Source organism: Methylophilus sp. VKM B-3414, from assembly GCF_032248435.1.
Taxonomy (GTDB): Bacteria; Pseudomonadota; Gammaproteobacteria; order Burkholderiales; family Methylophilaceae; genus Methylophilus; species Methylophilus glucosoxydans.
Map to the genome: position 1 here is coordinate 203,884 of NZ_JAVTLI010000010.1, position 25,654 is coordinate 229,537.

Here is a 25,654-nt window from a genome sequence, read left to right on the forward strand (position 1 = left end):
GCACATCTCTATTCTGTGGCTTCGTCTAGGAGCCCTGCATGAAAAGAATGTTGTTTAACGCAACGCAATCAGAAGAATTGCGCGTTGCGATCGTCGATGGACAAAAACTCATCGATCTGGATATTGAACACGCTGGTAAAGAACAGCGCAAAAGTAATATCTACAAAGGGGTGATCACCCGTATTGAACCGTCTCTCGAAGCCGCATTTGTCGACTACGGCACTGACAGACACGGCTTTTTGCCGTTCAAGGAAATCGCCCGCAGTTACTTCCAGGAAAAACCGGATCAAGGACGCGCCCGTATTCAGGACGTGATCAAAGAAGGTCAGGAAGTCATTGTGCAGGTAGACAAAGACGAGCGCGGCAGCAAAGGCGCTGCGCTGACTACCTTTATCTCGCTGGCTGGCCGTTACCTGGTCTTGATGCCCAACAATCCACGCGGAGGCGGTGTCTCGCGTCGCGTGGAAGGTGAAGATCGCAATGAGTTGCGCGACACCATGGCGCAACTGGAAGTGCCTAACGGCATGAGCATCATTGCCCGCACCGCTGGCATTGGCCGCAATGCAGAAGAGCTGCAATGGGATTTGAATTACCTGACCCAATTGTGGCAAGCGATTGAAGATGCCTCCAATTTCCAGCCTGGCGCTTACCTGATTTACCAGGAAAGCAGCCTGGTGATCCGCGCCATCCGTGACTACTTCAGTGCTGATATCGGCGAGATCCTGATTGATACCGCTGACGTACACGAGCAAGCCTTGCAGTTCATGAACCACGTGATGCCAGGCAATGTCACCCGCGTCAAACTGTATCAGGACGAAATTCCGCTGTTCTCCCGCTTCCAGATCGAACATCAGATCGAATCTGCGTTTGCGCGTGAAGTACGTCTGCCTTCCGGTGGGGCCATCGTGATCGACCACACCGAAGCACTGGTGTCCATCGACGTCAACTCTGGCCGCTCCATCAAAGGCGCAGATATTGAACAAACCGCGTTTAATACCAACCTTGAAGCGGCCGAAGAAGTGGCACGTCAGATGCGTCTGCGTGACCTGGGTGGCCTGGTGGTCATTGACTTTATTGACATGGAAAATCAGCGCAACCAGCGTGATGTCGAGAACGCCCTGCGCGACGCCTTGCATCACGACCGCGCACGCGTGCAAATGGGCAAGATTTCACGCTTTGGCCTGTTGGAAATGTCCCGCCAGCGCCTGCGTCCTAGCCTGGGCGAAACCAACCACATGACCTGCCCACGTTGTAACGGTACAGGTCATATCCGCGGTATCGAATCCACGGCCTTGCATATCCTGCGTATCACGCAGGAAGAGGCCATGAAGGACAACAGCGCCATCATTCAGGTACAGTTGCCGGTTGAAGCCGCCACTTTCCTGCTCAATGAAAAACGTGCCGACATCCACAAGATTGAGCAACGTACCGGCGTGGAAGTGATCCTGATTCCTAACATCCATATGGAAACGCCAAATTACAACATCTTGCGTATCCGCCATGATGATGTGAACGAAGAAACCACGCAAGCCAGCTACAAGATGGTGGACTTGCCAAGCGAGTCTGATTACCAGCATCGCCTGGAACAGGCTGCAGCCCCTGCCAAAGCAGAAGCTTTAGTCAAAGGCATTACGCCTGCGACATCTGCCCCGATTGTAGAAGAGAAACCTGCGCCTGCGCCGGTACAAGTGACTGAGCAGAAAAAATCATTCTTTGGCGTGATCAAGTCCTGGCTTGGTCTGGACGAAAAAGAAGTGGTGCCCTCAGAACCTGAAAAACCAGCGCGCGAAAGCAAAGAGCATGGCCGTGACCGGAACAAAAACCGTAACCGTCGTGACCGTCAGCGTGACCGCGGCCAAGAGCGTAATGAGCGTCCAGCCAATGAACGTGCAGGCAAAGAGCAACAGGAAACGCAGCATGGTAGCAAACCTCGCCAGGAGCGTCCGGCACAGGAAAAACCTGCGCAGAGAGAACGTCAAGAGCGCCAAGCCAATCAAGAAGTCAAAGCAGAGACCAATCAGCCCGCATTGACCGCGCAATCAGGCGACAATAAGCAGGAACGTGGTGAGCGCGGCAACCGCCGTAACCGTCATGGCCGCCGTGATCGCCGTAACCGTGATGAAGCGCTCAACCAGAACGTTGTAGAGTCTGAAAACAGTGTGGTGACTGAAACTGCTGCATCCGTCAATCTTGCCGCTGCACCAGTTGTTGCTGACACAGTGCCTACGTTTGCGGTGGCAGAAACAACTGCCGCAGTTAGCCCAGTAGAAGTAGTGGCTGCCGCACCAATCGTAGAGAACCCGGCTGCCGCAGTGGAAGCGCCCGTTGAAGACACCGCCATCCAAAGCGCAGATGACAATCAGACTGAAGCGCCCAAGGCACAAAAACCTGCGCGCAATCGTTCAAGAGCAGGCAAGCCAGCAGGAAAAGCCAAAGCGAAACAGGCTGATCAGGCGGTAGACACCAGCGGGATTGAATTGGTGGAAACCGCTGCAACGTCCTCCCCTGTGGTGACTGAAACCACTGAAGCTCCAGCGGACGCGAAAAAGAAACCGGCCCGTAAACGCAAGCCATCCACGGCAAAAACCACAGAAGCCCAGGCAGACAGTGGCATTCAACTGGTAGAGACCAAAGCAGAAGTGGTGAATACGGGCGTGGAAGCCACCCAAAAAACCAAAAAGCCACGTAATGCGGCTAAATGGAAAAAAGACGAAGCCAGCACCGGTGAAGATGGACTGGTCATGGTAGAGACGCAGAAGTAATCAAACTGAGTCTGATAAAAAAGAGGGCCTGTCAGGCCCTCTTTTTTTATGGCATCAATGGTATTACCAACTGGAGTGCCAACGCACGATACTCCAATAGCCGACTATCGTCAGCAAGATAGAGACCACCACATGCGAGGTGACATAAAGCAACATTCCACCGTAATTTTGCTTTTGTAACAAGCTGAAAGCTTCTGCCGAAAAGGTTGAGAAAGTGGTTAACCCGCCCAAAAAACCGGTTGTCATCAACAAGCGCCACTCCATAGACAGGGTTGGAATCACCTGCAAGATACCCAACGCAATGCCCATTAACAGGCCACCAATGGCATTGGCGAGAAAAGTGCCGAGCGGGATCAGTCCACCTTGATTCAAGCTCAATGACAGGCCCCATCTGATCCATGCACCAACACTGGCACCGAATGCGACTGCTAGCCATGATTTCATTTGAATATCCTTCTAAAACGTGAACAGGCAATGTATCATAAGTTTAAAAACATTCAGCTTCAACCGCCCGTTGATTTAAAGAGATTGCCTTGCGTTTACTATTCGTTACTTCAGAAGTTTTCCCGTTAATCAAAACAGGTGGTTTGGCAGACGTCAGTGGTGCACTCCCCACCGCCCTCGCTAGCAGTGACACAGAGATTCAAATTCTGTTACCGGCTTATCGTGGCATGCTGGCGCAATGTAGTTCACCCAAACACTTGGGCAGCTTACAGCCCCTCCATGATATCCGCTGCGAGCTCTACAAAACTTTGTTACCAGGCACCAATATCCCCTTGCTGCTCATAGACTGCCCTGCGCTCTATGACCGGGATGGCGGCCCTTACCATCACCCGCTTCATGGGGAGTGGGAAGATAACCCGTTGCGGTTTGGGGTGTTGTCAAAAGTGGCAGCTATGCTGGCGATGCCTAACATGCTGCAGGCCTGGCAGCCAGAGATCGTCCATTGCAATGACTGGCAAACTGGATTAACACCCTACTACCTCAAGCAAATGGGCAGTCAGGCCAAGTCCGTGTTCAGCATCCACAACCTGGCGTTTCAAGGCAACTTTCATGCTGACTGGCGCTATCGATTAACCCTCAACCTTGAGGACTATCAGGCAGAAGGCTACGAGTTTTATGGCCAGGTCTCATTCATGAAGTCCGGCCTGTTTTACGCCGATGCTTTATCAACCGTCAGCCCAACCTATGCTCGTGAAATTCAAACCGATCAGTTTGGTTTTGGTTTTCAAGGCTTGCTGCAGCATCGTGCGGCAGATTTAACCGGGATTTTGAATGGCATCGATACCGAAATCTGGAATCCCGCACAAGACCCTTACTTACCAGCACACTACACTGCCAGTGCGTTATCCGGCAAGCAAGCGATCAAGCAAGCCTTGCAGGCAGAATTAGGACTGCGTCAGCAAGCAGATACGCCACTATTGGGGGTCGTTAGTCGCCTCACCTATCAAAAAGGGCTGGATATGCTGATCGAGATTGCTGACTCACTGCTTGGCAGCGGTTGTCAATTAGCCGTGCTTGGCAGTGGTGAGGCCAGCATGCAACGGCAGTATCTGAGTTTAATGCAACGCTATCCTGGACAAGTGGCCGTGACCATCGGCTATAACGAGCCACTCTCGCACCGTATCATGGCCGGTACCGATATTTTTGTCATGCCCTCGCGGTTTGAGCCCTGCGGGCTGAACCAGATGTATGGCTTGCGATATGGCACGATTCCGGTAGTCGCCAATACTGGTGGACTGGCAGACTCAGTGCATGGCGGCGAAATCAATGCACAAGGAGTTCCCGGCACGATGACTGGATGGGTCATGGCTGACAATGACGCATCGACACTTTTGGTCACATTACAAACTGCGATACAGGTTTATGCCAATTCTGGTCAGTGGCAACAGCTGCAACGGCAAGCGATGCAACAGGATGTGAGCTGGGAAACCAGCGCCCAACACTATCAAACGCTGTACCAAAACGTGCTTTCAAGCCCAAAAGCCTGATTTTTAAAGCCAGAGAGACAAAAAGGAGAAGTTGGCACGGAAGCTGCTTATTACTAATCAAGCTTCTCCAAAGCTAACTTCTCCTCCCTCAAGACGCCGAATAGGCGTCTTTTTTTTGCCTGAATTCAGACTCAGTCGATTATTCAGCAGCCGCAGGTGGTGTCATATTCAAAAAGTGTTCGCGGTAATACTTGAGCTCATCAATCGACTCATAAATATCCGCCAGGGCTTCGTGACGGCTGGCTTTTTTAAATCCCGCATAAATATCCGGGCGCCAGCGACGTGATAACTCTTTAAACACGCTTACATCAAGATTGCGGTAATGGAAAAATGACTCCAGGCGTGGCATGTAACGCGCCATAAAGCGTCTGTCCTGGCAGATGGAATTGCCACACATCGGCGACTTGCCTGCAGGCACATGCTCTTTCAAGAATGCCAGCATGGCATCTGTTGCCGCTTCTTCATCCAGGGTCGATGCCTTGACCTTATCAATCAAGCCACTCCGGCCATGCGTGCCTTTATTCCAGGCATCCATTCCATCGAGTACTGCATCAGACTGATGAATGACCAGCACAGGGGACTCTGCAATCACATTTAATTGTGCATCGGTGACGACGGCAGCTAATTCCAGAATGCGGTCCGTGTCAGGCAGTAAACCGCTCATCTCCATATCCAGCCAGATTAAATTGTCCTGATTAGTTGCCAATTGTGTGCCTCTCGTCATGATTTCCATTAAAATGAAACATTATATTCAGTTCAGTGAACAAGGTGGAGTTAAATCCATCAAAATAGCTAACTGAAATCATTCATCCTCATTACTGTTATGTCCGGATTATTTACTCAAATTTTTGTCGCTGTGATTGTAATCAGCTTGGCAGTACGTGTCTGGCTGGGCTTGCGCCATATTCGCCATATCCAGCAACATCGTGCACAAGTGCCTGCTGCCTTTAGTCAAACAATCAGCCTGGAGGCACATCAACGCGCTGCAGACTATACGACCGCCAAGGTAAAACTGCGCCTGAGTGAAACCGTCATGGAGTCATTGATTTTGCTGGCACTCACGCTAGGCGGCGTTTTACAACTGCTAGATCAGGCCTGGCAACAATGGCTGCCTGACCATGAAATCATTCGTGGTGCACTGGTCATTTGCTCGGCCATGTTGATCTCGGGTGCAGCCACCCTGCCGTTTGATTACATTCAGACTTTTAAAGTCGATGAGAAATTTGGCTTTAACAAGATGTCACGCAGCATGTTTTTTAGTGACCTGGTTAAACACACCGTTGTTGGCTTAATGCTGGGCGGACCAATCTTGTTTGTCGCGCTCTGGCTTATGCAAGGTGCTGGCGACTTATGGTGGCTCTACCTGTGGCTGATCTGGAGTGCGTTTAACCTGTTTATGCTGGCAGTGTATCCCATCTGGATTGCGCCACTGTTTAACAAATTTACGCCCATGCAGGATCAATCCCTTAAGGCACGTATTGAGGCCCTGTTGCAAAAATGCGGCTTTGCCAGCCAAGGCTTGTTTGTGATGGATGGATCCACCCGCTCTGGTCATGGCAATGCCTACTTCACCGGTTTTGGCAAAAACAAACGTGTTGTGTTCTTTGACACCTTGCTGGAAAAGCTCAGTGCCGATGAAATTGAAGCGGTGTTGGCCCATGAGCTTGGTCACTTCAAACACCAGCATGTCATTAAACGCATTATCATGATGTTTGGATTAAGCCTGTTAGGACTGGCGTTATTGGGTTACCTGATCAGACAGGAATGGTTCTTTACAGGGCTGGGGATTTCGGCACCGAGTAACCACATGGCTTTGCTGTTGTTCGTGCTGGTCTCGCCCGTCTTCATGTTTATTCTGCGTCCAGTCATGGCGGCTTACTCCCGAACCAATGAGTTTGAAGCCGACCACTACGCGGCACAACAATCCAGACCACAGTTTCTGATTGATGCACTGGTCAAGCTGTATCGTGACAATGCGTCTACGTTGACGCCGGATCCACTCCACTCTGCATTCTATGACTCGCATCCACCGGCGAGCCTGCGGATTGCCAAGTTACAAACGTACGCATGAAAGCGCTCCTGCTGATCAGTTGGTCTTTATTGCTCGCCAGCCATGATGCAAGCGCAACTGAAGCCCAGCTGCAAGCAGGAAAAAAACTGATCGACACCCATTGCATCAGTTGTCATGCCAGCAGCTATGGCGGCGATGGTAGCGGCATTTATACACGTGACTACCGCAAAGTGCGTTCTTTCAATGGTTTAAAAGCTCAAGTCACCAACTGTAATACCATGCTCAACCTTAAATGGTTCGATGATGAAGAGCAGCAAGTGGTACAGTACTTGAATCATACCTACTATCATTTCTAGCATGTCGTATCCAGGCCTGATTGTCGCTGCCTATGGCAAGCGCTATAACGTAGAATTGCCCGATGGGCGTATTCTTAGCTGTGTCACGCGTGGCAAAAAAGTCGATAATGCAGCAGGTGATCGCGTCACAGTGACCCTCACTGCCAGCAATGAAGGCGTCATCGAGAAAACCGCAGAGCGGACCACCCTGCTCTATCGCAGCAATGCTTATAAAAGCAAAGTGCTGGCAGCCAATGTCACCCAGATATTGATTGTGCTGGCAACACAGCCAAGCTTTTATGAAGACCTGCTCAACCGTTGCCTGGTCGCTGCAGAAGCCGCTGGCATTCGGGCTGTCATTCTGCTAAACAAATGTGACTTGCCTAACCCGCAAGCCCTACAAAAGCTGGAGCAATATGCAGCGCTTGGCTACCTCACTTTGCAACTCAATGCACGGCAATCGGTAGAGGCACTGAAACCGTTGCTGGCAGGTCATACCAGTGTGCTGGTAGGACAATCTGGCATGGGAAAATCTACGATTATCAATAGCCTACTCCCTGAAGCACGCAGCAAAACACAGGAGATCAGTACCACACTGGATAGTGGCAAACACACCACGACAGCCACCCATCTCTACCATCTTGATCAGGACAGCGCCATTATTGACTCGCCAGGCCTGCAGGAGTTTGGGCTGTATCATATTAATGAGACCGAGCTTGAATATGCATTTGTCGAGTTCAGGCCTTTTATTGGTCACTGCAAATTCAATAATTGCACGCATACGCACGAACCAGACTGCGCAATTCTGAAGGCTGTCCAAGCAGGCAGCATCCCCCCCGAACGCTTACAAATATTCCAGCAAATCCGTAGCGAAAATAGCGTACAAGTCTACGGTTAACCTCCGTTATCTTCTACACTCCTCAGCGTTAGATACAAAAAAACACCCTGCCGAAGCAGGGTGTTTAGTCTTTTAACCGACCAATGACTTGATCGGTCATAAGCTGAGTTGATTACAGTGCGAATACGTTCAATGCACCGCCGCCAGGCGCAGCGTTGTACTTGGTCAACTCTTTGTAACCACCAGCAGCACCCAGTGCGTCTGTGTCAGTCGTCATGCCCAAGTTCATCGCAACACCAGCCCAACCACCGATACCAGACAAGATACCCACGTATTGCTTGCCTTTGTTACCGTAAGTGAAAGCGTTACCAATTGCACCGGAACCGACTTGGAATTTCCACAGTTCTTTACCGGTTTTCGCATCAACCGCCTTGAACCAACGATCCAATGTACCGTAGAACACGATGTCTGAAGCTGTAGTCAGAGCACCACTCCAAGCAGAGAACTTCTCTTTGTTGTACCAAACTTTTTTGTTGGTCATTGGGTCATAAGCACCGAAACCACCCATCACGCCGTCTGGACCAGCAAACATGGTCAGTGTCGCACCAACCCATGGTTGACCAGCAACGTATTTGGACTCAACGGGCTCGTATGTCATACATACGTGGTTCAGTGGAGAGTACATCAAACCGGTTTTTGGTGAGTAGGCTGCTGGCTGTTGGTCTTTAGTTCCCAAAGCTGCTGGGCAGATACCCTTAGCATTATAGTCCTGGTGTGTTGAGTAACGGCCATCTTTGCTTGGCACACCTGTTTTCAGGTCTACATCATTTGCCCAGTTAACGAATGGATGTACTTTTTCAGCGGCAATTAAAGTACCGGTCAGTGCGTTCCAGGTGTAAGCAAAACCGTTACGGTCGTGGTGCCATGCGTATGTTTTGCCACCTTTGTCGAACAGAATCACTTCGTTCACACCGTCGTAGTCCCACTCATCGTGTGGTGTCATTTGCATTGCCCACTTAGCAACACCAGTATCCAGATCACGCGCAGTCACAGTCATAGACCATTTGTTGTCACCTGGACGTACATCTGGGTTCCATACGGATGGGTTACCCGCACCGTAGTAAACCAGGTTTGTACGTGCGTCATATGGCCACCAGCCCCATACGGAACCGCCACCATGTTGCCAGCCGTCTTTAATCGCTTGTGGTTTCAACCAGGTACGAGTACCCAACTCTTTTTCGCCGCCTTTGATTTGGTCAGCTGACAAGCGCTTGAAAGAACCGCCTTCTTTGTTGCCACCATTCACGTCTTGATAAACAGACAGTGCGTTGTAAAGCGGGTTATCTTTGTTTGTGTTAGCGTCGTGCAGTGTTTCAGCGTCAGGACCTGTAGAGTAGGCTTTCCATGCCAGCGAACCGTCTTTCAGGTTGTATGCAGCGATAAAGCAACGTACGCCGAACTCAGCACCTGAGCAACCGGTCAGTACTTTGTCTTTGATCACATGTGGTGCGTTGGTGTTAGTTGCACCGACTTTTGGATCAGTGTTTTTAACATCCCAAACTTTAGCACCGGTTTTTGCATCCAAAGCAACCAGCATGCCGTCGTTTTGTTGCAAGAAGATTTTACCGTCACCAAAACCCAGACCACGCGTCACGTTGTCACAGCACAATACTGCTTGTACGCTTGGGTCTTGTTTAGGAAAATAGGTCCAAACGATTTTCTGGTTGTCGTTCAGGTCAAGTGCGTACACGTTGTTTGGGAAAGCAGTCACGATATACATCATGTTGCCAACAACGACTGGAGAGCCTTCGTGACCACGGTTTACACCAGTCGCGAATGTCCACGCCATTTTCAGGTTTTTAACGTTGCCCTTGTTGATTTGTGCCAAAGCGCTGTAGCCTTGGTTATTATGTTGACCACGTGGATGTGCCCAGTTGTTGGGATCTTTCATCGCAGCTTCTTGATCAGCAGCAGCGAATGCGAGCATTGGCACGGCAAGCGCAACGCTGGCAGCAATACCAAAAGCAGTTTTGATTTTCATGATAGTTATATCTCCGAGATAATCACAAGGTAGCAATTGTTAACATCAATTGCGCGGTGCTTAAGTTGCCACTGGCACTAGGATTTCCAGAGCTGAAACATCCTGTAACGGATATATGTCACTTTATTAAGCGCTTGTAACTGTAATATAAATAACCGCCCATGACAGCCAGCCAGTTTAAGGTTTTATTCATGGGCCAGAGCGGGAATTTTTCCGAAAACTTTATTGAATTGCTTTTTTTTTGTATCATCTGGTAACGGAAGGCCATGTCCTAGTGTGCCCTTCAGGTAAGCGTGCCCAATGTGATGTGCAGGCACCCTTTTCTTGAACATAAGGCAAACGCAGACGTGCTGAGACCCTGGTATTACTCACTGGTATTAGATAAAGATTCCCCTTCCTCCATACATCAGCAACTCATAGATCACTTCAGGTCTATGATAGAAGCAGGTGACTGGTTAGGCGGTAGTCCCTTGCCCAGCTCACGCGATATTGCGCAACGCCTGGGGATCAACCGAAAAACGGTTTCACGCGTATACGAAGAGCTTTCTGCACAAGGACTGATCTACACTCAACCCAAGCGCGGCACTTTTGTGGCCGAGACCACCAAACGGGCCGGCTCAGCAGACAAAGTGATGGCGGGCCAGAGCCAGTCATCTCCCGCACCACTCACCGAAACCAGCAACATAGAAAGCCTGATCCAAAAAAGCAGTATTCATCATCTGCGCCGGGCAGCATTGCATCTGCACAAATTGCGGCAAGCAGATTACGATGTCACGGGCTTGCATCATCTCAAGCATTTGCTGGCAAATTTGCTGGCACATGAACGGCGCTATCTGGTGCCGCCGGAACATATTGCCTGTGGCGCGCGGCATGGCCTGCAACAGGCGATCCTCTGCAATCTGGATGCAGCCCATGGTTATGTATTGATTGATGCCGAAGTCGGGACAGGGTTGGAGCGCGCGTTGAAAAAGCACGGTATTCCAGTCATGAAACTGCCTGAAATGGCATGTAACCAGACTCAGCAGTTTATTGATCAGGTTGAAAAATACTGCATCAATTTTCCGGTATCCGCAGTGTGGTGTGATAGCAGCAAGATTGTGTCACCAGACCACCTGGAAGCCGAGCACACCCTGATTGCACAAAAATTGTCCGATTATGGCCTGCTGCTCATTGATGACCAGCGTAGCCGCCTCCCCCTGGGCCTTGAGCATCAACCGCCACTAGCAGCAAAGTACGCACGCAGCCTGCTACTCGGCAGCCTCTATGGTACCTTTTGCGAGATGTTCAACATTTGCTATGTGGCGAGCAATCTGGGATTCACAGACAAGTTCTTGAATGAAATGGACGCCCATTCACAATCTCCGTTGCTCTTGAATATGCTGGCGCAAAGTGACCTGATTAAACGCGGTGAGTATAAAAAACTGGTGACCACAATACATCGCACCATGGCTTAAACAAAAACGCACACTAAGCAATCAGCCACGCACCAAATTGGTTGAAAGGAACCAAACAAAGGCGAAAATCGGCTATTAATAACCACCAAATTTTCGGGAAAAAATCCTATTTACTTTAAAAATAGATTTTTAAAACATTGAGTTAAATTGAATTTATAGAGTTGGCATGAGAAATGCTAAGTTCAAGCCGGGAGTGAGCTATCACTAGGACCGATACCAGCAGACTGCATATCCGCCGGTATCGGGGTAGACACTCCCAAACTTGCATATTGATCTTAGTCAGAATAAAAAAGGCAACGCAATTGCGCTGCCTTTTTTATTCTGCCTTTGAGACTGGATCTGCCTCACGGAGAGACAGACACAACCCAATTACTCTTGACCGATTTGGTACACTTCGTAGCTGGTTTCCACAATCTTACCGGTTGTCGCATCAACTTCAACTTTGACTTCTTCGTTGTCTGCTTCGAGGATATCAAATTCGTAAGAGGCTTTGCCATCTGGTTCAAGCTCATACTCCACTTCAACCACTTTACCGGCATGCGCCGCCAGAGCTGTGGCTTTGGCATCGGCTTCTGAAACTTTAGCCAAGGCTTTGAATTTCTCGTCATCCGCGGTCACTTCTTGCTCTACTTCTGTGACTTTACCTGTTTTGGCGCTACACTCGATATCCCAAGCAGTGCCGTCTTTGGACTGCACATCAAACTCGTATACCAATTGCTTGCGCTCAGATTTGGCTTCGACTTTTACAATTTTGCCATCATGCACAGACAAGGCCGCTTTTACGCACTTACCCAGGCTGTCGTAGGCTTTTGGTTTGATAGTTTCATGGTCAGCGAATGCTGGCGCTGACAATACACCGCATACAGCGGCAATGATGAATGACGCTTTGATTTGCATAATGATCTCCTAAGATTAAGTCATGAACTCATCGTGCAAGACTGCGCTAGGGACGCATCTTGACACATTCACAACGATGCAAAGGATATCAAAAACAAACAGGGGTTTTGCAAATATTACACCTTATTAACAAAATGGTTTAAATCAACCATTTCACGCCCTTCACCAGCCTCTTTAGACCGCAACTGGCGCCTTGATAGCAGGATAAGGATCGTAGTTTTCCAGTGTGAAATCTTCAAACTTAAAGGCAAAAATATCGTTAACTGCCGGGTTAATGCGCATGTTAGGCAAGGCACGTGGTGTGCGTGCAAGCTGCTCTTTGACTTGCTCCATATGGTTGCTGTATATGTGGGCATCGCCCAGCGTATGCACAAAATCCCCCAGCTGCAAATCACACACCTGCGCGACCATCATGGTCAACAAAGCATATGAGGCAATGTTAAACGGCACGCCGAGAAAAATATCCGCACTTCGCTGATAGAGCTGGCAGGACAGTTTGCCATCTGCCACATAAAACTGGAAAAAAGCATGGCATGGCGGCAACTTCATCCGCTCAACATCGGCCACATTCCAGGCAGACACAATTAAGCGACGAGAGTCAGGGGTCTTTTTGATCTGCTCTATAACCTGCGAAATCTGGTCAATATGACTGCCATCCGGCTTGGGCCAATTGCGCCATTGATAACCATAGACCGGGCCGAGATTGCCTTGTTCGTCTGCCCACTCATCCCAAATGGTGACGCCTTGTTCCTTGAGATAGGCAATATTGGTACTGCCTTGCAAAAACCAGAGGAGCTCATGAATAATCGACTTCAGGTGTACCTTTTTGGTCGTTAATAATGGAAAACCTTCTGCCAGATTAAAGCGCATCTGATAGCCAAACACCGAGATCGTGCCTGTACCGGTGCGGTCAGTTTTGACATGACCATGCGCAAGTACGTGGTTCAGTAAATCATGATACTGTTGCATAGACAGGCTCCCGCTAATTTAGGTATTGGCGACGATAAATGCTTTAATCGCATCGACACTGACGTCCATGACGGTCGAGGTTTGCGGCAAGTCTTCCAGGCCTTGCAGGCTGGCTGGCCGCTCAGGTTTTTCTCCTAGAGCTTCCACGATGGCGTCTTCAAACTTGGCCGGCAATGCCGTTTCCAATACTAGCATGGGCACATTTGGCTTACGGTGTTCCAGAGCGACTTTCAAGCCATCGGCAGTATGCGTATCAATAGTCACGCCATATTTTTCTTTGGTAGTGCGTATGATTTGCATCCGGTTGGCATGGTTACTATGGCCTGAAACAAACCCAAAGTCAGCCACTTTCTCAAAATAACCATCTGCATTCAGGTCAAACTTGCCCCCATGATCCACAGCGGTCCAAAGCTCGCGTACCCTTGCGCTGTCTTGCCCCACCAAGTCATAGACAAAGCGCTCAAAGTTGGAGGCTTTGCTGATATCCATGGACGGGCTGGAGGTATGATAAGTATTGGCTGAACCACGCGGCGCATAAACGCCGGTATTGAAAAATTCGTCCAGCACATCATTTTCGTTGGTAGCAACGATCAATTGATCAATGGGCAAGCCCATCATGCGCGCAATATGCCCTGCACAGACATTACCAAAGTTGCCACTCGGCACGGTGAAGCTGACCTTCTGGCTGTTGTTTGTGGTCACAGCCAAATAGCCTTTGAAGTAATACACAATTTGGGCTGCAATGCGCCCCCAGTTAATGGAGTTGACTGCGCCGATTTTGTATTGCGCCTTGAATGCATGATCATTTGAGACGGCTTTGACCATATCCTGTGCATCATCAAATACCCCTTTAACCGCAATATTGAAGATGTTTTTATCTTGCAGGCTGAACATCTGCGCCGTCTGGAAGCGGCTCATTTTCTGGTAAGGCGATAGCATGAAGACACGCACGCCTTTTTTGCCACGCATGGCGTATTCGGCCGCTGAGCCTGTATCACCGGACGTTGCGCCCAAAATATTGGTGGTCTGGCCAGTTTTTTCCAGCACGTATTCAAACAGGTTGCCCAGCAGCTGCATCGCCATGTCTTTAAACGCCAGCGTTGGCCCATTTGAGAGACTCAGCAGGTAGAGATTATCCTCGAGCTTGAGTGTAGGTGTAATGTCCTCGGCATTTTGGCCAGCACGCGCATATTGATAGACTTCAGCCCGGTAGGTTTTATCAATAATGGCTTTGAGATCTGCGTGTGGAATATCACTGTCATCAACCAAGCGTGACAAAACCGCAAACGCCAGCTCACGGTAACTCATGCCACGCATGGCATTGAGGTCAGCATCGCTGAATTGCGGATACTGCTCAGGCAGATACAAGCCGCCGTCTGGCGCCAGGCCACCCAGCAAAATCTCACTAAAACTCAAAGCAGGCGATTGCCCGCGGGTACTGATATATTTCATTGTATGACACTCACTGAATTTGGCCGGGTCAACATTAGACTGACTTAGCGCGACAAGGATTCGACACGGATTTTTGTCACTTTACCAGTCAAGGCGGGCAAGGCCTCGATACGGGCGATCGCGGTATCCATGGTTTTTTCCTGGGTGGTATGGGTCAGAATGACGATATCCGCTTCTGACTCCCCATCTGCGGGCTCTTTCTGCAGCATGGCATCAATCGAAATTTGCAGATCAGCCAGAATCTTGGTCAAATCGGCCATGACACCGGGTTTATCCGATGCACGCAAACGCAAGTAGTAATCAGAATACACTTCTGCAATCGGCAACACGGGCAAAGCTTGCTGCTGATCTAACTGGTAGCCCAAATAGGCCACGCGTTGTTCGGCCTGCGTGCCCTGCAAGCGAGCGATATCGACTAAATCAGCCACCACAGCACTCGCGGTAGGCTCAGCGCCCGCACCGGCGCCGTAGTACAAGGTAGGCCCAACGGCATCGCCTTTCACCACAACGGCATTCATGGCGCCGTCGACATTGGCAATCAGGCGTTTTTCCGGGATCAAAGTCGGATGCACACGCAACTCGACGCCCTCACTGGTTTTCTTGCTGATGCCCAGCAATTTAACGCGGTAGCCCAACTCTGCCGCATAGCTAATATCTTGAATGCTGAGTTGAGTGATGCCCTCAGTGTAAGCTTGTTCAAACTGCATGGGCATGCCAAACGCAATACTGGCCATGATGGTCAGCTTGTGTGCGGCATCAATGCCTTCGACGTCAAACGTCGGATCAGCCTCGGCATATCCCAGACGCTGCGCTTCTTTGAGCACATCTGCGAAGGCGAGGCCTTTGTCACGCATTTCGCTCAGGATAAAGTTGGTGGTGCCATTAATAATGCCAGCCACCCATTCGATTCTGTTGGCACTCAAGCCTTCACGTAAAGCCTTGATGATGGGGATACCACCTGCGACCGCCGCCTCAAACGCCACGATCACGCCTTTATCGGCCGCAGCTTTGAAAATTTCGTGACCATGCACGGCCAGCAAGGCTTTGTTGGCGGTGACCACGTGCTTGCCATTGGCAATGGCTTGCAGCACCAACTCCTTGGCAATGGTGTAGCCGCCGATCAACTCGACAACCACATCAATCTCCGGGTTATTGACCACGGCAAAGGCGTCGTCAGTCAGTGCAACCTGCCCATTCGTGACCTGTTTGGCGAGCTCCAGATTGCGGTCAGCCACTTGCACAATACGGATATTGCCCCCAATCCGGCGCGCGATTTCCGCCTGGTTACGGGTGAGCACGGTATAAGTACCACCGCCTACTGTGCCTATGCCCAACAATCCAACTTTTAATTCTTTCATACTTAATACTCACCATTGATGGCATGCCCACTGGCACACCTTTTATTTTGAATGTTTCTTTCGATACCCATCAAGGTAACGCCCGATACGTGTCATGGCCTCGGTCAGGTCGTCCACATTAGGCAGGAAGACTACACGGAAGTGGTCTGGCGACTTCCAGTTAAAACCGGTCCCCTGTACCAGCAGCACTTTTTCTTCGAGCAGCAAGTCGAGAATAAATTGCTGGTCATCCGCAATCGGATACATATTGGCATCCAGCTTGGGGAACAAATACATGGCAGCCTGGGGTTTGACACAGGTCACCCCCGGCATCGCGGTCAACATGTCATAGGCCAGATCACGCTGTTTGCACAGCCGGCCACCGGGAGCCACCAGGTCGTTGATACTCTGATATCCACCCAGCGCAGTCTGGATCGCCAGTTGGCCAGGCACATTGGCGCATAAGCGCATTGAGGCCAGCATATTCAGGCCTTCGATGTAGTCCTTGGCATCTTTTTTATCGCCAGAGATAATCATCCAGCCAGACCGGTAGCCACAAGCCCGGTAGTTCTTGGACAAGCCATTGAAGGTCACAAACAATACGTCATCGGCCAGAGAGGCAATCGAAGTATGTGTATTGCCGTCGTACAAGACCTTGTCGTAAATTTCATCGGCAAAAATCACCAGGCCGTGATGGCGGGCGATCTCAATAATGCCTTCCAGCGTCTCTTTAGGATACAAGGCACCGGTGGGGTTATTGGGGTTGATAATCACAATACCTTTGGTATTGGCATTGATTTTGTTCTCAATATCCTCAAGGTCAGGCAACCAGCCAGACTGCTCATCACACACATAATGCCGTGCGGTGCCGCCCGCCAGATTGACAGCCGCCGTCCACAGTGGATAATCGGGCATGGGCACCAGAATCTGGTCACCATTATTGAGCAAGCCTTGCATAGCCATGACAATCAGCTCGGACACGCCGTTGCCAATAATAATGTCGTCTATGGTCACGCCAGTAATATTCTTTTGCTGGGTGTAATGCATGATGGCTTTACGTGCGGCAAACAACCCTTTGGAATCGGTATAGCCAGAGGCCTGATCCATATTATGAATCACGTCCTGAACAATTTCTTCTGGCGCGTTGAAACCGAACGGCATCGGGTTACCGATATTCAGCTTGATAATGCGCTGCCCGTCTTCCTCCATCTGGCGTGCGCGCTGTAATACAGGGCCGCGGATGTCGTAACAGACATTACTGAGTTTGCTGGATTTATTGACTGGCTGCATAGCGGATTAACAAACACATCTGGCGTGTGTTAAGCTCTTAAAGTAAAACTTTCATTCTACCTGCAAACCCTTGCTACATCAATGAACCTAGTACGCGGCATCGGGTCTGGATTGGATAGTCCTTGCACATTCAGCCACCTCACAATTGAGCTTCAAACTTATGAAACTACATCTGCATACCGGTGAACAGCAATACCAGATTCATGGCGTCGATAGCGATGCGGTCACCATCAATCAGCAGTGCTATCCACAACCAGTCATTGTCAGCGATCAAGCACTGCGCACTGACTGGTTTCATGGCCCATGGGAAAAGCTGGACGCTCAAGCTTTATCAGTCATTCTGGAGTTCAAACCAGAAGTCGTGTTATTGGGGACGGGAGACAAACAGCGCTTTATTCACCCCAAACACCTGCAGCCCTTTTTATCTGAACTGATCGCTGTGGAATGCATGACCACTGCAGCCGCTTGCCGTACCTTCAACATTTTGAGCGCAGAAAATAGAAAAGTGGTGGCTGCCCTGCTACTTGAAAAACACCTCTCGGACGCAAGTTAGCCGCTTACTGCGGCTTGAGCGTCACGCTTAGCCCATCCGGGGTGACTTTAAACTGGTCGGGTTGATACTTTCTCCCGGCATAACTCAAATCTTCCGGCTTCACTTCATATAGCACGACCTGCTTAAACCATTGCCGACCTATGTCTTTAGCCAACTGCTGGGCGAGGTTGCTCCACTCACTGCCGGCACCATCCAGCTGTAACGAATCCACCTCAGGCTGATCCAGCACCACCGCCTGTTGCGCCTGATCAAACCGCAACAAACCAGAGAGACCGAGTTTGCCGGTCGCAGAGTTGGCCAGCAAATCGCTACGGACATTCGCATCCATCAAGGCATGTATGCGGCCAGAGCCAGGCTCGACCGACACGAGTGCATTAGAAAGCTGAAGATGAAATATACGCATGAGTGTGATCGGTTTTTCCAGTTTTCGATTCAACTTTTGCTGTAATTGTGCCGTATTAATATGCAAGGTGCGCTCGCCCAGACTCACACAGTGCGAGAGGAGTAACACTAGCAAAACACTGAGGCAAAGCCCGATTAATTGACGCATTTGTAAGCCCTATTTAACACTTGTAACATTCAACAAAAATCGAAAACACTTCACAGAGGATACGATAAGATCGTGCGCTATGGAAATTAAACATCGCCTCCAGCCTGGATTTACATTGGTAGAAATGATTGTGGTCATGCTGATTCTATCAGCGCTGGCTGTGACTGCCTATGCACGTATTTCACAGGTCGACTCACAGGCCAGACAAGCCAGCTTGTCAGCCTTCAAAGCTAACGTACAAGCGACTGCCATCATGGCCAAAGGCGTATGCATGTCCGACCCGCAATGTGACAGCCAGCAAGTGGCACCGTCAACTACGATAGAGGGCAATGTTATTTACTTCAGCCAAAGCTATCCTGTCGGCTGGCTGGGCAATAGTGATGGTGCAGGCACCCTCAACCAGTTACTAGACACTGGGAAATTTGCTATCCAGCCATCCCTGTCAGATCGTGAGCATGCCACCTATTATTTGCAAGGGGCCAGAAACAGCGCACACTGCAAGCTGGAATATATCCTGACCTCTGGTGCAAACAGCACTCAGCCCCTGACGATCCAGACAGACAGCAGCGGTTGCTAATAACACCTCCAACAAGCGCCAAAAATAAAAAAGCCGTGTGTTGAAATCACACACGGCTATTCACAGCTCAACCCAAGCTTAAAGATGTTTGGTTGACAAGGTCAATGTGGCGTTGGTGCCACCAAAACCAAAGCTGTTTGAAAGTGCGGTTTGCACCTTGGCAGATGGAATGGCCTGACGCACAATATTCAAGCCCTCAGCCGCCGGGTCCAGATGATCAATATTGGCAGAGGCCGCAATAAATCCGTGCTGCATCATCAGCAAGGTATAAATGGCTTCATTGACACCGGCGGCCCCAAGCGCATGACCAGACAGTGATTTGGTGGAGGCAATCGCTGCCCGGCTTTGCGTGCCAAAAACAGCGCGAATGGCTTCAAGCTCTTTGGTATCACCAACCGGGGTACTGGTGCCATGCGTATTGATGTAATCAATCTCGTCCGGACTAATCCCTTGCAGGGCTTGTTGCATACACCGCACCGCCCCCTCGCCACTAGGGGCGACCATGTCGTAGCCATCAGAGGTTGCCCCGTAACCGATCACTTCAGCATAAATCTGCGCACCGCGGGCTTTGGCATGTTCGTACTCTTCAAGCACGACAATGCCGCCTCCACCGGAGATGACAAACCCATCTCTATCCACATCGTAAGTACGGGAAGCTTTTTCAGGCGTCTCGTTATACTTGCTCGACAAGGCGCCCATGGCATCAAACAGATAACTCATGGTCCAGTGCTCTTCTTCGCCGCCGCCAGCAAACACAATATCCTGTTTACCCAATTGAATTTGCTCTACACCGGCGCCGATACAGTGTGCACTGGTTGAACAGGCAGAGCTGATACCGTAATTGACGCCCTTGATTTTCGCCCCGGTCGCCAAGCAGGCAGCAATGCCACTGCTCATGGTTTTGGTGACCATGTAAGGTCCCACACGACGAATCCCTTTTTCGGCCAGTGTATTGGTGCCTTCCAGCATACTCTCGGTGGAGGTCCCCCCGGCACCGACAATAAGGCCGGTACGCACATTGGACACCAGTTCCGCTGGCAGTTGCGCATCAGCAATCGCTTCCTGCATGGCCAACCAGGCATAAGCATGGCCTTTGGCCATAAAACGCAACAACTTACGGTCAATCAGGGCTTCGATATCCAAATTTTTAATCGAACCCGCCACGTGCGAGCGCAAACCGCGCTCGGCATACTCCGGCTGATAGCTTATGCCAGAGCGCCCGGCTTTCAGGCTCTCCAGCACTTCTTGTTTGTTATTACCGAGACTTGATACGATACCAAATCCTGTAATCACTACGCGACGCATTGCGCCTCCCTTAAACTTCAAAAAACGGTCACGAATACTAAAAATGATCCGTACTAAAAATTGTCTGTGGTGGTAAACAGCCCAACACGCAAATCGCTGGCAGAATAAATCTCACGACCATCCACCTCCATCCGTGCATCTGCAATCCCCATCACCAGTTTGCGCATGATCACGCGTTTTAAATCAATGTGATAACGCACCAACTTGGCCTTGGGCAGGACTTGACCGGTAAACTTCACCTCGCCTGAACCCAGCGCGCGGCCACGTCCAGGCCCACCTTTCCAACCCAGAAAAAAGCCTACCAGCTGCCACATCGCATCCAGACCCAAACAGCCTGGCATCACAGGGTCTCCGGTGAAGTGGCATTCAAAAAACCACAGGTCAGGACGGATATCCAGCTCAGCAATAATTTCGCCCTGGCCATATTTTCCACCTTCATCAGAAATCTTTACGATCCGGTCAAACATCAGCATAGGAGGCAGTGGCAATTGCGCGTTGCCTTCACCAAACATTTCGCCGCGACCGCAAGACAGCAACTCCTCTTTACTGAAACTACTTTTTCTAGTCATGTATTTTTAGATTTTTAGTATAAAACAATATTTTCGCCGGAAATTGCGTTTAGTGAAAGCCTTTTGTCACGCAAAGACTATACAGACCTGTATACTTTTCTTCAAAACACAGGTAACATTCCCAAAATTGTTACTGAATTTTACATATTAAAAACCGGCTGTCTGACGGGGTTTAAAAAAGGATTCGTGATTTTTTCACCCCGTTAAAGTTACAATTTAGTTACAATCAGAATCACTTAATACATTCAAATCATCAGGAAATCAGGCATGCAAGAACAACAACTCAACGATTGGCGTACCCATGCGCTCACACTCGAGTCAGAAGTCAACAAAGTGGTCGTCGGTCAGGAAACCCCGGTACGCCTGATTACCACGGCCGTGTTTGCGCGTGGCCATGTGCTGCTGGAAGGTGATGTGGGCGTCGGCAAAACCACCTTGCTGCGCGCATTCACCCGTGGCATTGGCGGTGGCTACCAGCGAATTGAAGGCACCATAGACCTGATGCCGAATGATTTGGTGTATCACACTTATTTGGGCGAAGATGGCAAACCTCATGTCAGCCCCGGTCCGCTGCTGATGTCAGGCCAGGACTTGTCGATCTTCTTCTTTAACGAGATCAACCGCGCGCGGCCACAAGTGCACTCCCTCATGTTGCGCGTGATGGCGGAACGGACACTGACCGCGTTTAACAAAGAACATTATTTCCCGCACATGCTGGTGTTTGCTGACCGCAACCAGGTAGAGCGTGAAGAAACCTTTGATATTCCTTCAGCAGCGCGCGACCGTTTCATGATGGAAATTCCAATCGTGGTGCCGCCTGCACACGACATTATGGAATCCCTGATTTTTGATACGCGCTTTCATGATGTAGACCAACTGATTTCAAATGTGCCAGCCGACATCCTCCAGTTTGACCAGCTAAACAGTTTTGCCAAGGTAATCCAGGAAAACATTCAGGCCAGCCCTGCCCTGCGCAAATATGCACTTGACCTGTGGCTGGCCACCAAAGATCCGGTTGCCTATGGCGTCAAGGTCTCCAACGTAGACATGAAGCGCCTGGTACTGAGTGGCGCAAGCCCGCGCGGGATGGGTATGCTGCTGCGTGCCGCCCGCGTCAATGCCTGGCTCAATAACCGCGCTGCAGTGATACCGGAAGATATCCATGCCGTGTTCCATGAAACCATTGCCCACCGCCTGGTCTTTAGCCCGGTCTACGAAATGCGCCGGACTGAAATCGCCCGCGAATTGCTGTCTGGTATCGTTCACGCAATCGCTGCCCCTTAACGGATGGTGTACGAATTCACAAATAACGAGTGCTGAAAAGTGATGCAGACAATTAAGGAATTCAGCTACCACATCGGCTGGCGTTCGCGCGCACGTCGCCCTGGCCGCCACAAGAGCAATCAGCGTGGCATGGGGATGGAGTTTCGCGGTCATACCACGCTGCTGTCCTATCCTGACCCGCGCCGGATTGACATCCGCCAAACCATACGTGACCCCATGGAGCAGGTGTATGTGCGTATCTTTAACCAGAAAAGCGCCACGCCTGTGTTTGTCCTGTGTGATATGTCTGGCTCCATGCAATACGGCACACCGCATACCAAACTGGTGACTGCGGCTGAAATCACCCGCTCGGTCGCCCAATCGGCTTGCCGCAATACGGATCCTGTTGGCTTTATCGGCTTTGATGATGATTTGCATGACGCGTGGCTGTCTACGTTGTCTTCACGGCCACACAGCATGTTTGACCTGGCTGACCGCCTTGAAAACCATTTACCCAATGAGGTCGGTGCCGCCGCCCTGCTGGAAAGCGTCAGGTTGTTACCACGCGAGCGATCCCTGATTTTCATGGTGTCCGATTTCCATATGCCGCTGGAACAACTGGAAGCCGCGCTGGTGCTCATGCTTCGTCATCATATTGTGCCAGTCGTGTTATGGAATAGCACTGAATACAAGCAGTTGCCGGAATTTGGCATCACCAGTATCAATGACCCTGAAACCGGCGAGCGGCGCACGCTGTTTTTACGTGCCTCCTACCGTCAACGCATCCTGGAAGCGTTCGCGGCCCGTCGCCAGGCCATTGAAGATATTTTTATGAGATTTGATATGCAGCCCTTTTTTGTGGAAGACCAATTCGATGCCGATTTACTGACCGAATACTTCCATCAATACGTGCCTGCCTGAGGAAAGCGACCCATGAAAGCGCGCCACCATCTTTTATCTTTAGTGTTAGCGGCCAGCCTGTTGTCTGCCTCACTCAACAGTGTTGCCGATGTAATTTTGCCATCCGTTGACAATAAATTTGTCAGTGTCCAGGAAATCAACCCGACCCGCGATGCCGGCTTTTTCGTCGGTGACAAGCTGCAACGGACCATGATCCTGACCGTCAAGCAACCTTACGAATTGATCAAGGAGTCGCTGCCGATTGTCGGTTATGAGCACCGTTACCGCGGCCAGGTTTCTGGCATTGAATTGACGGCGATTGACATGGAGGAAGCCCATGAGCGACAGCAGACCGTGTATACGATACACCTAGAATATCAGGTCTTCAAATCTGGTCGCGTGGTCAAGCCCGCCATCCTCAGAGGCGAAATCGTCAAGCTACGCCAGCAAGGCAGTCAGGACATCAAGCAATTCCGCATGCCCTCGTTTAACTTCAGGACCTCACCACTGTCCGTGTATGGCGAAGTCAACCTGAAGAATGAAATGAGCCCGTTTGTCGCCCCCTTGAAACTGCATGCCGACAAAGAATGGCTGGCGCTAAAGGTGGCGACTGGTGTGCTGGCCGTCTGTTTGCTGGGCTTAGTCTATATTTTGGCGGCCAATACCTGGTTACCGCGCATGGGTGGTGCTTTTGCCAAGGCCTACCGCAAGCTTGGCAAACTGCCGGACGACGCGCAAGGTCTGCAACAGGCCATTTCCACCGTACATGAAGCCTTGCATCAGGTGGCGGGGCACAGCGTATTTGGTAATGGTATCGAGCATTTCTTGCAGCAAAAACCTGGTTTTACCCCTGCCAGGCCAGAAATTGAACGTTTTTTTGCCTTGTCTCGCCAAGTATTTTTTGACGCCAGCACCCCGCTGGAGCTGGGCATCCCACCACGTGAATGGCTGAAAAAATTCTGTAGGCACATGCGCGACTGCGAACGCGGCTTGAAGCCAGAGGTACATGCATAATGGCTTTTACCCATCCGTGGCTGTTGTGGGCACTCCCCTTGGCGCTATTACCATTATTGCTAGATCGTTCCCATAGTAAACATTACTCCTGGGTGAGCCTGTTGCCACCGGACCCGCTGTCCAAAACCATCGGTTTTTTACTCAAGGTCTTGGCCGTCATTAGCATCGTCTTCATTATTTTGGGTCTGGCCGGCCCACATAGTCTGGAGCAACAGGTGGAGCGTACCGGCATAGGTGCGCAGATCGGCCTGGTGCTGGACCGCAGCGCGAGTATGGACGACCCGTTTGCCGGAGACAAAGATGGCAATGTTGGTGAAACCAAATCGGTCGCAGCCGCACGTATCATGACCAAATTTGTGCAAAGCCGCCAAAACGACATGATGGGTCTGATTACCTTTAGTAACTCAGCCATGTATGTGTTACCGCTGACTGAAAATAAAGAAGCGATTTTGTCTGCCATTCAGGCGACTGCCGGCAACTCGCTGTTTCAAACCAATATTGGCGGCGGTTTGACCAGTGCGGTTGAATTGTTCAAGGATATGCCGGACTCCGGCTCTCGCGTGATTATCCTGATTTCTGATGGTGCAGGACGCGTCAGTGACATGGTGCAACAGAAGCTGCGTGACTGGCTGCAACGCTATAACATCGGCTTGTACTGGATTGTATTGCGCCAGCCAGGTGGCATTACCATCTTCGATCCCAAATATACGGCCAGTGGCTACGACGGCCCCATGCCAACCGAAGTGTTGCTGTATCAGTTCTTCCAGACACTGCGTACCCCGTTTAGCGCCTATGAAGCCGCAGATCCCAAGTCACTGGAAGCGGCGATTGCCGATATCAACAGCAAAGAAAAAAAACCGATTCAATATCTGGAAAAAATCCCCGGCCATGATTACACCAATGTGTGTTACTGGGTGGCTTTCGTCATGATTGCACTCTTGCTGGCGGTTAAATATTTGGAGATTCATACATGGCGCTCAGCGTAAATAAACTTGTGATTGGACTGGTCGTTGTTGCGGTCTTGGCCGCGGGCACCATCGCCTACAGCTGGCAACGTATCAAGCAAGTCGAAGCCTTTAATCAGGCCGTGGCGACAGCTAAAAGTCCACAAACGGACCAGCAAAGTTTCGAAGCCAAGTATGCAGTCGCCTACTGGTTAGGCAAAAATGAGCGTTACAAGGAGTCCACACTTTTGTTTACCAAGCTCATCGAACAAGCCAATGCCAGTCAGCGCGCGGCCATTCTGCACAATGTGGGTAATATGTTTTTCATGCGTGCAATCCAAATGACGGGCGGCAATGACAACAGCACACGTGATGAGATTGAATACCTGTTGTCGCAAGCGGCCACCTCTTATAAATCAGCGCTCAAAGCAGATAACAGCAACTGGGGCACACGCCGCAACTATGACCGCGTTCTTGGCTTGCTGCCAGAAAAACCCACGCCAGGTGTAGGCGAATCTGACAATCCCGGGTTGATCATGGGCAACATTCCCAACGGATTGCCATAACAGGCGGCGATTTTCTCTGGCTCTGGATCTGAACAT

Annotated in this window: 24 protein-coding genes; 13 read left to right on the forward strand and 11 right to left on the reverse strand. The window is 50.4% G+C overall.

Features of this window, described 5'->3' with window-relative positions:
* The first annotated feature begins 38 nt into the window (after positions 1-38).
* On the forward strand, positions 39-2,762 hold the full coding sequence (locus tag Q9292_RS10830) for an Rne/Rng family ribonuclease (RefSeq protein WP_313987874.1): 2,724 nt from the start codon (positions 39-41) through the stop codon (positions 2,760-2,762).
* A 63-nt stretch (positions 2,763-2,825) separates the two neighbouring features.
* Here the strand turns inward: Q9292_RS10830 and crcB are convergent, their stop codons facing one another.
* The gene (crcB, locus tag Q9292_RS10835; RefSeq protein ID WP_313987877.1) at positions 2,826-3,206 is read right to left on the reverse strand and encodes a fluoride efflux transporter CrcB; all 381 of its coding nucleotides are present in this window, start codon (positions 3,204-3,206) and stop codon (positions 2,826-2,828) included.
* Positions 3,207-3,295: 89 nt separating this feature from the next.
* Here crcB and glgA point away from each other — a divergent pair, with 89 nt between their 5' ends.
* Entirely contained in the window at positions 3,296-4,753 is a 1,458-nt protein-coding gene (glgA, locus tag Q9292_RS10840; protein ID WP_313987880.1) for a glycogen synthase GlgA, read from the forward strand.
* A gap of 139 nt (positions 4,754-4,892) precedes the next feature.
* On the opposite strand, the gene orn is transcribed toward glgA, so the two are convergent.
* A complete protein-coding gene (gene orn / locus Q9292_RS10845) occupies positions 4,893-5,477 on the reverse strand; it encodes an oligoribonuclease (RefSeq protein WP_275355495.1) in 585 nt (194 codons plus the stop codon).
* Positions 5,478-5,576: 99 nt separating this feature from the next.
* Here orn and Q9292_RS10850 point away from each other — a divergent pair, with 99 nt between their 5' ends.
* Genes Q9292_RS10850 through rsgA form a run of 3 tightly spaced genes read left to right on the forward strand, consistent with a single transcriptional unit; the run spans position 5,577 to position 7,997 of the window.
* Entirely contained in the window at positions 5,577-6,824 is a 1,248-nt protein-coding gene (locus Q9292_RS10850) for a M48 family metallopeptidase (RefSeq protein ID WP_313987885.1), read from the forward strand.
* Positions 6,821-7,120: a cytochrome c gene (locus tag Q9292_RS10855; RefSeq protein ID WP_313987888.1), complete on the forward strand. Its 300-nt coding sequence runs from the start codon at positions 6,821-6,823 to the stop codon at positions 7,118-7,120. The genes Q9292_RS10850 and Q9292_RS10855 overlap by 4 nt, the downstream gene beginning before the upstream one ends.
* 1 nt (position 7,121) lies before the next feature.
* Positions 7,122-7,997, forward strand: coding sequence for a ribosome small subunit-dependent GTPase A (rsgA, locus tag Q9292_RS10860; protein WP_313987891.1), 876 nt, complete (start codon positions 7,122-7,124; stop codon positions 7,995-7,997).
* 112 nt (positions 7,998-8,109) lie between these two features.
* On the opposite strand, the gene Q9292_RS10865 is transcribed toward rsgA, so the two are convergent.
* The gene (locus tag Q9292_RS10865) at positions 8,110-9,978 is read right to left on the reverse strand and encodes a PQQ-dependent dehydrogenase, methanol/ethanol family (RefSeq protein WP_313987894.1); all 1,869 of its coding nucleotides are present in this window, start codon (positions 9,976-9,978) and stop codon (positions 8,110-8,112) included.
* A gap of 347 nt (positions 9,979-10,325) precedes the next feature.
* Here Q9292_RS10865 and Q9292_RS10870 point away from each other — a divergent pair, with 347 nt between their 5' ends.
* Complete coding sequence (locus Q9292_RS10870; RefSeq protein ID WP_313987897.1) at positions 10,326-11,432, forward strand: GntR family transcriptional regulator; 1,107 nt, start codon at positions 10,326-10,328, stop codon at positions 11,430-11,432.
* 369 nt (positions 11,433-11,801) lie between these two features.
* Here Q9292_RS10870 and Q9292_RS10875 read toward each other — a convergent pair whose 3' ends face one another.
* The 5 genes from Q9292_RS10875 to Q9292_RS10895 form a co-directional block, all read right to left on the reverse strand.
* Positions 11,802-12,329, reverse strand: coding sequence for a PepSY domain-containing protein (locus tag Q9292_RS10875; protein WP_194747819.1), 528 nt, complete (start codon positions 12,327-12,329; stop codon positions 11,802-11,804).
* 174 nt (positions 12,330-12,503) lie between these two features.
* Positions 12,504-13,298, reverse strand: a complete 795-nt coding sequence (locus tag Q9292_RS10880; protein WP_275355504.1) for a thymidylate synthase — start codon at positions 13,296-13,298, stop codon at positions 12,504-12,506.
* A gap of 18 nt (positions 13,299-13,316) precedes the next feature.
* Positions 13,317-14,750 (reverse strand): threonine synthase, encoded by a 1,434-nt coding sequence (gene thrC, locus Q9292_RS10885; RefSeq protein WP_275355506.1) that lies wholly within the window; start codon positions 14,748-14,750, stop codon positions 13,317-13,319.
* Between the two features lie 44 nt (positions 14,751-14,794).
* A complete protein-coding gene (locus tag Q9292_RS10890; RefSeq protein WP_313987904.1) occupies positions 14,795-16,108 on the reverse strand; it encodes a homoserine dehydrogenase in 1,314 nt (437 codons plus the stop codon).
* Between the two features lie 42 nt (positions 16,109-16,150).
* Positions 16,151-17,377: a pyridoxal phosphate-dependent aminotransferase gene (locus Q9292_RS10895; protein ID WP_275355510.1), complete on the reverse strand. Its 1,227-nt coding sequence runs from the start codon at positions 17,375-17,377 to the stop codon at positions 16,151-16,153.
* Positions 17,378-17,537: 160 nt separating this feature from the next.
* On the opposite strand from Q9292_RS10895, the gene Q9292_RS10900 reads away from it, so the two are divergent.
* Entirely contained in the window at positions 17,538-17,930 is a 393-nt protein-coding gene (locus Q9292_RS10900; protein WP_313987909.1) for an Mth938-like domain-containing protein, read from the forward strand.
* A gap of 4 nt (positions 17,931-17,934) precedes the next feature.
* On the opposite strand, the gene Q9292_RS10905 is transcribed toward Q9292_RS10900, so the two are convergent.
* Positions 17,935-18,480, reverse strand: a complete 546-nt coding sequence (locus tag Q9292_RS10905; RefSeq protein WP_313987912.1) for a DUF1439 domain-containing protein — start codon at positions 18,478-18,480, stop codon at positions 17,935-17,937.
* Positions 18,481-18,559: 79 nt separating this feature from the next.
* On the opposite strand from Q9292_RS10905, the gene Q9292_RS10910 reads away from it, so the two are divergent.
* Positions 18,560-19,057, forward strand: a complete 498-nt coding sequence (locus Q9292_RS10910) for a type II secretion system protein (protein WP_194747830.1) — start codon at positions 18,560-18,562, stop codon at positions 19,055-19,057.
* A gap of 78 nt (positions 19,058-19,135) precedes the next feature.
* Here Q9292_RS10910 and fabB read toward each other — a convergent pair whose 3' ends face one another.
* Together fabB and fabA are read right to left on the reverse strand one after the other, a co-directional pair.
* Positions 19,136-20,362, reverse strand: coding sequence for a beta-ketoacyl-ACP synthase I (gene fabB / locus Q9292_RS10915; protein WP_313987915.1), 1,227 nt, complete (start codon positions 20,360-20,362; stop codon positions 19,136-19,138).
* A gap of 53 nt (positions 20,363-20,415) precedes the next feature.
* Complete coding sequence (fabA, locus tag Q9292_RS10920; protein WP_194747833.1) at positions 20,416-20,931, reverse strand: 3-hydroxyacyl-[acyl-carrier-protein] dehydratase FabA; 516 nt, start codon at positions 20,929-20,931, stop codon at positions 20,416-20,418.
* Positions 20,932-21,198: 267 nt separating this feature from the next.
* Between fabA and Q9292_RS10925 the strand changes: the two genes are divergently transcribed.
* From Q9292_RS10925 to Q9292_RS10945, 5 genes are read left to right on the forward strand one after another with little or no spacing between them, the layout of a single operon-like run.
* The gene (locus Q9292_RS10925; RefSeq protein ID WP_313987919.1) at positions 21,199-22,215 is read left to right on the forward strand and encodes a MoxR family ATPase; all 1,017 of its coding nucleotides are present in this window, start codon (positions 21,199-21,201) and stop codon (positions 22,213-22,215) included.
* A 42-nt stretch (positions 22,216-22,257) separates the two neighbouring features.
* Entirely contained in the window at positions 22,258-23,115 is an 858-nt protein-coding gene (locus tag Q9292_RS10930; protein ID WP_194747837.1) for a DUF58 domain-containing protein, read from the forward strand.
* 12 nt (positions 23,116-23,127) lie between these two features.
* A complete protein-coding gene (locus Q9292_RS10935) occupies positions 23,128-24,108 on the forward strand; it encodes a hypothetical protein (RefSeq protein ID WP_313987923.1) in 981 nt (326 codons plus the stop codon).
* On the forward strand, positions 24,108-25,094 hold the full coding sequence (locus tag Q9292_RS10940) for a vWA domain-containing protein (protein ID WP_194747841.1): 987 nt from the start codon (positions 24,108-24,110) through the stop codon (positions 25,092-25,094). The genes Q9292_RS10935 and Q9292_RS10940 overlap by 1 nt, the downstream gene beginning before the upstream one ends.
* Complete coding sequence (locus tag Q9292_RS10945; RefSeq protein ID WP_194747843.1) at positions 25,079-25,618, forward strand: hypothetical protein; 540 nt, start codon at positions 25,079-25,081, stop codon at positions 25,616-25,618. Before Q9292_RS10940 ends, Q9292_RS10945 begins: the two co-directional genes overlap by 16 nt.
* Positions 25,619-25,654 lie beyond the last annotated feature (36 nt).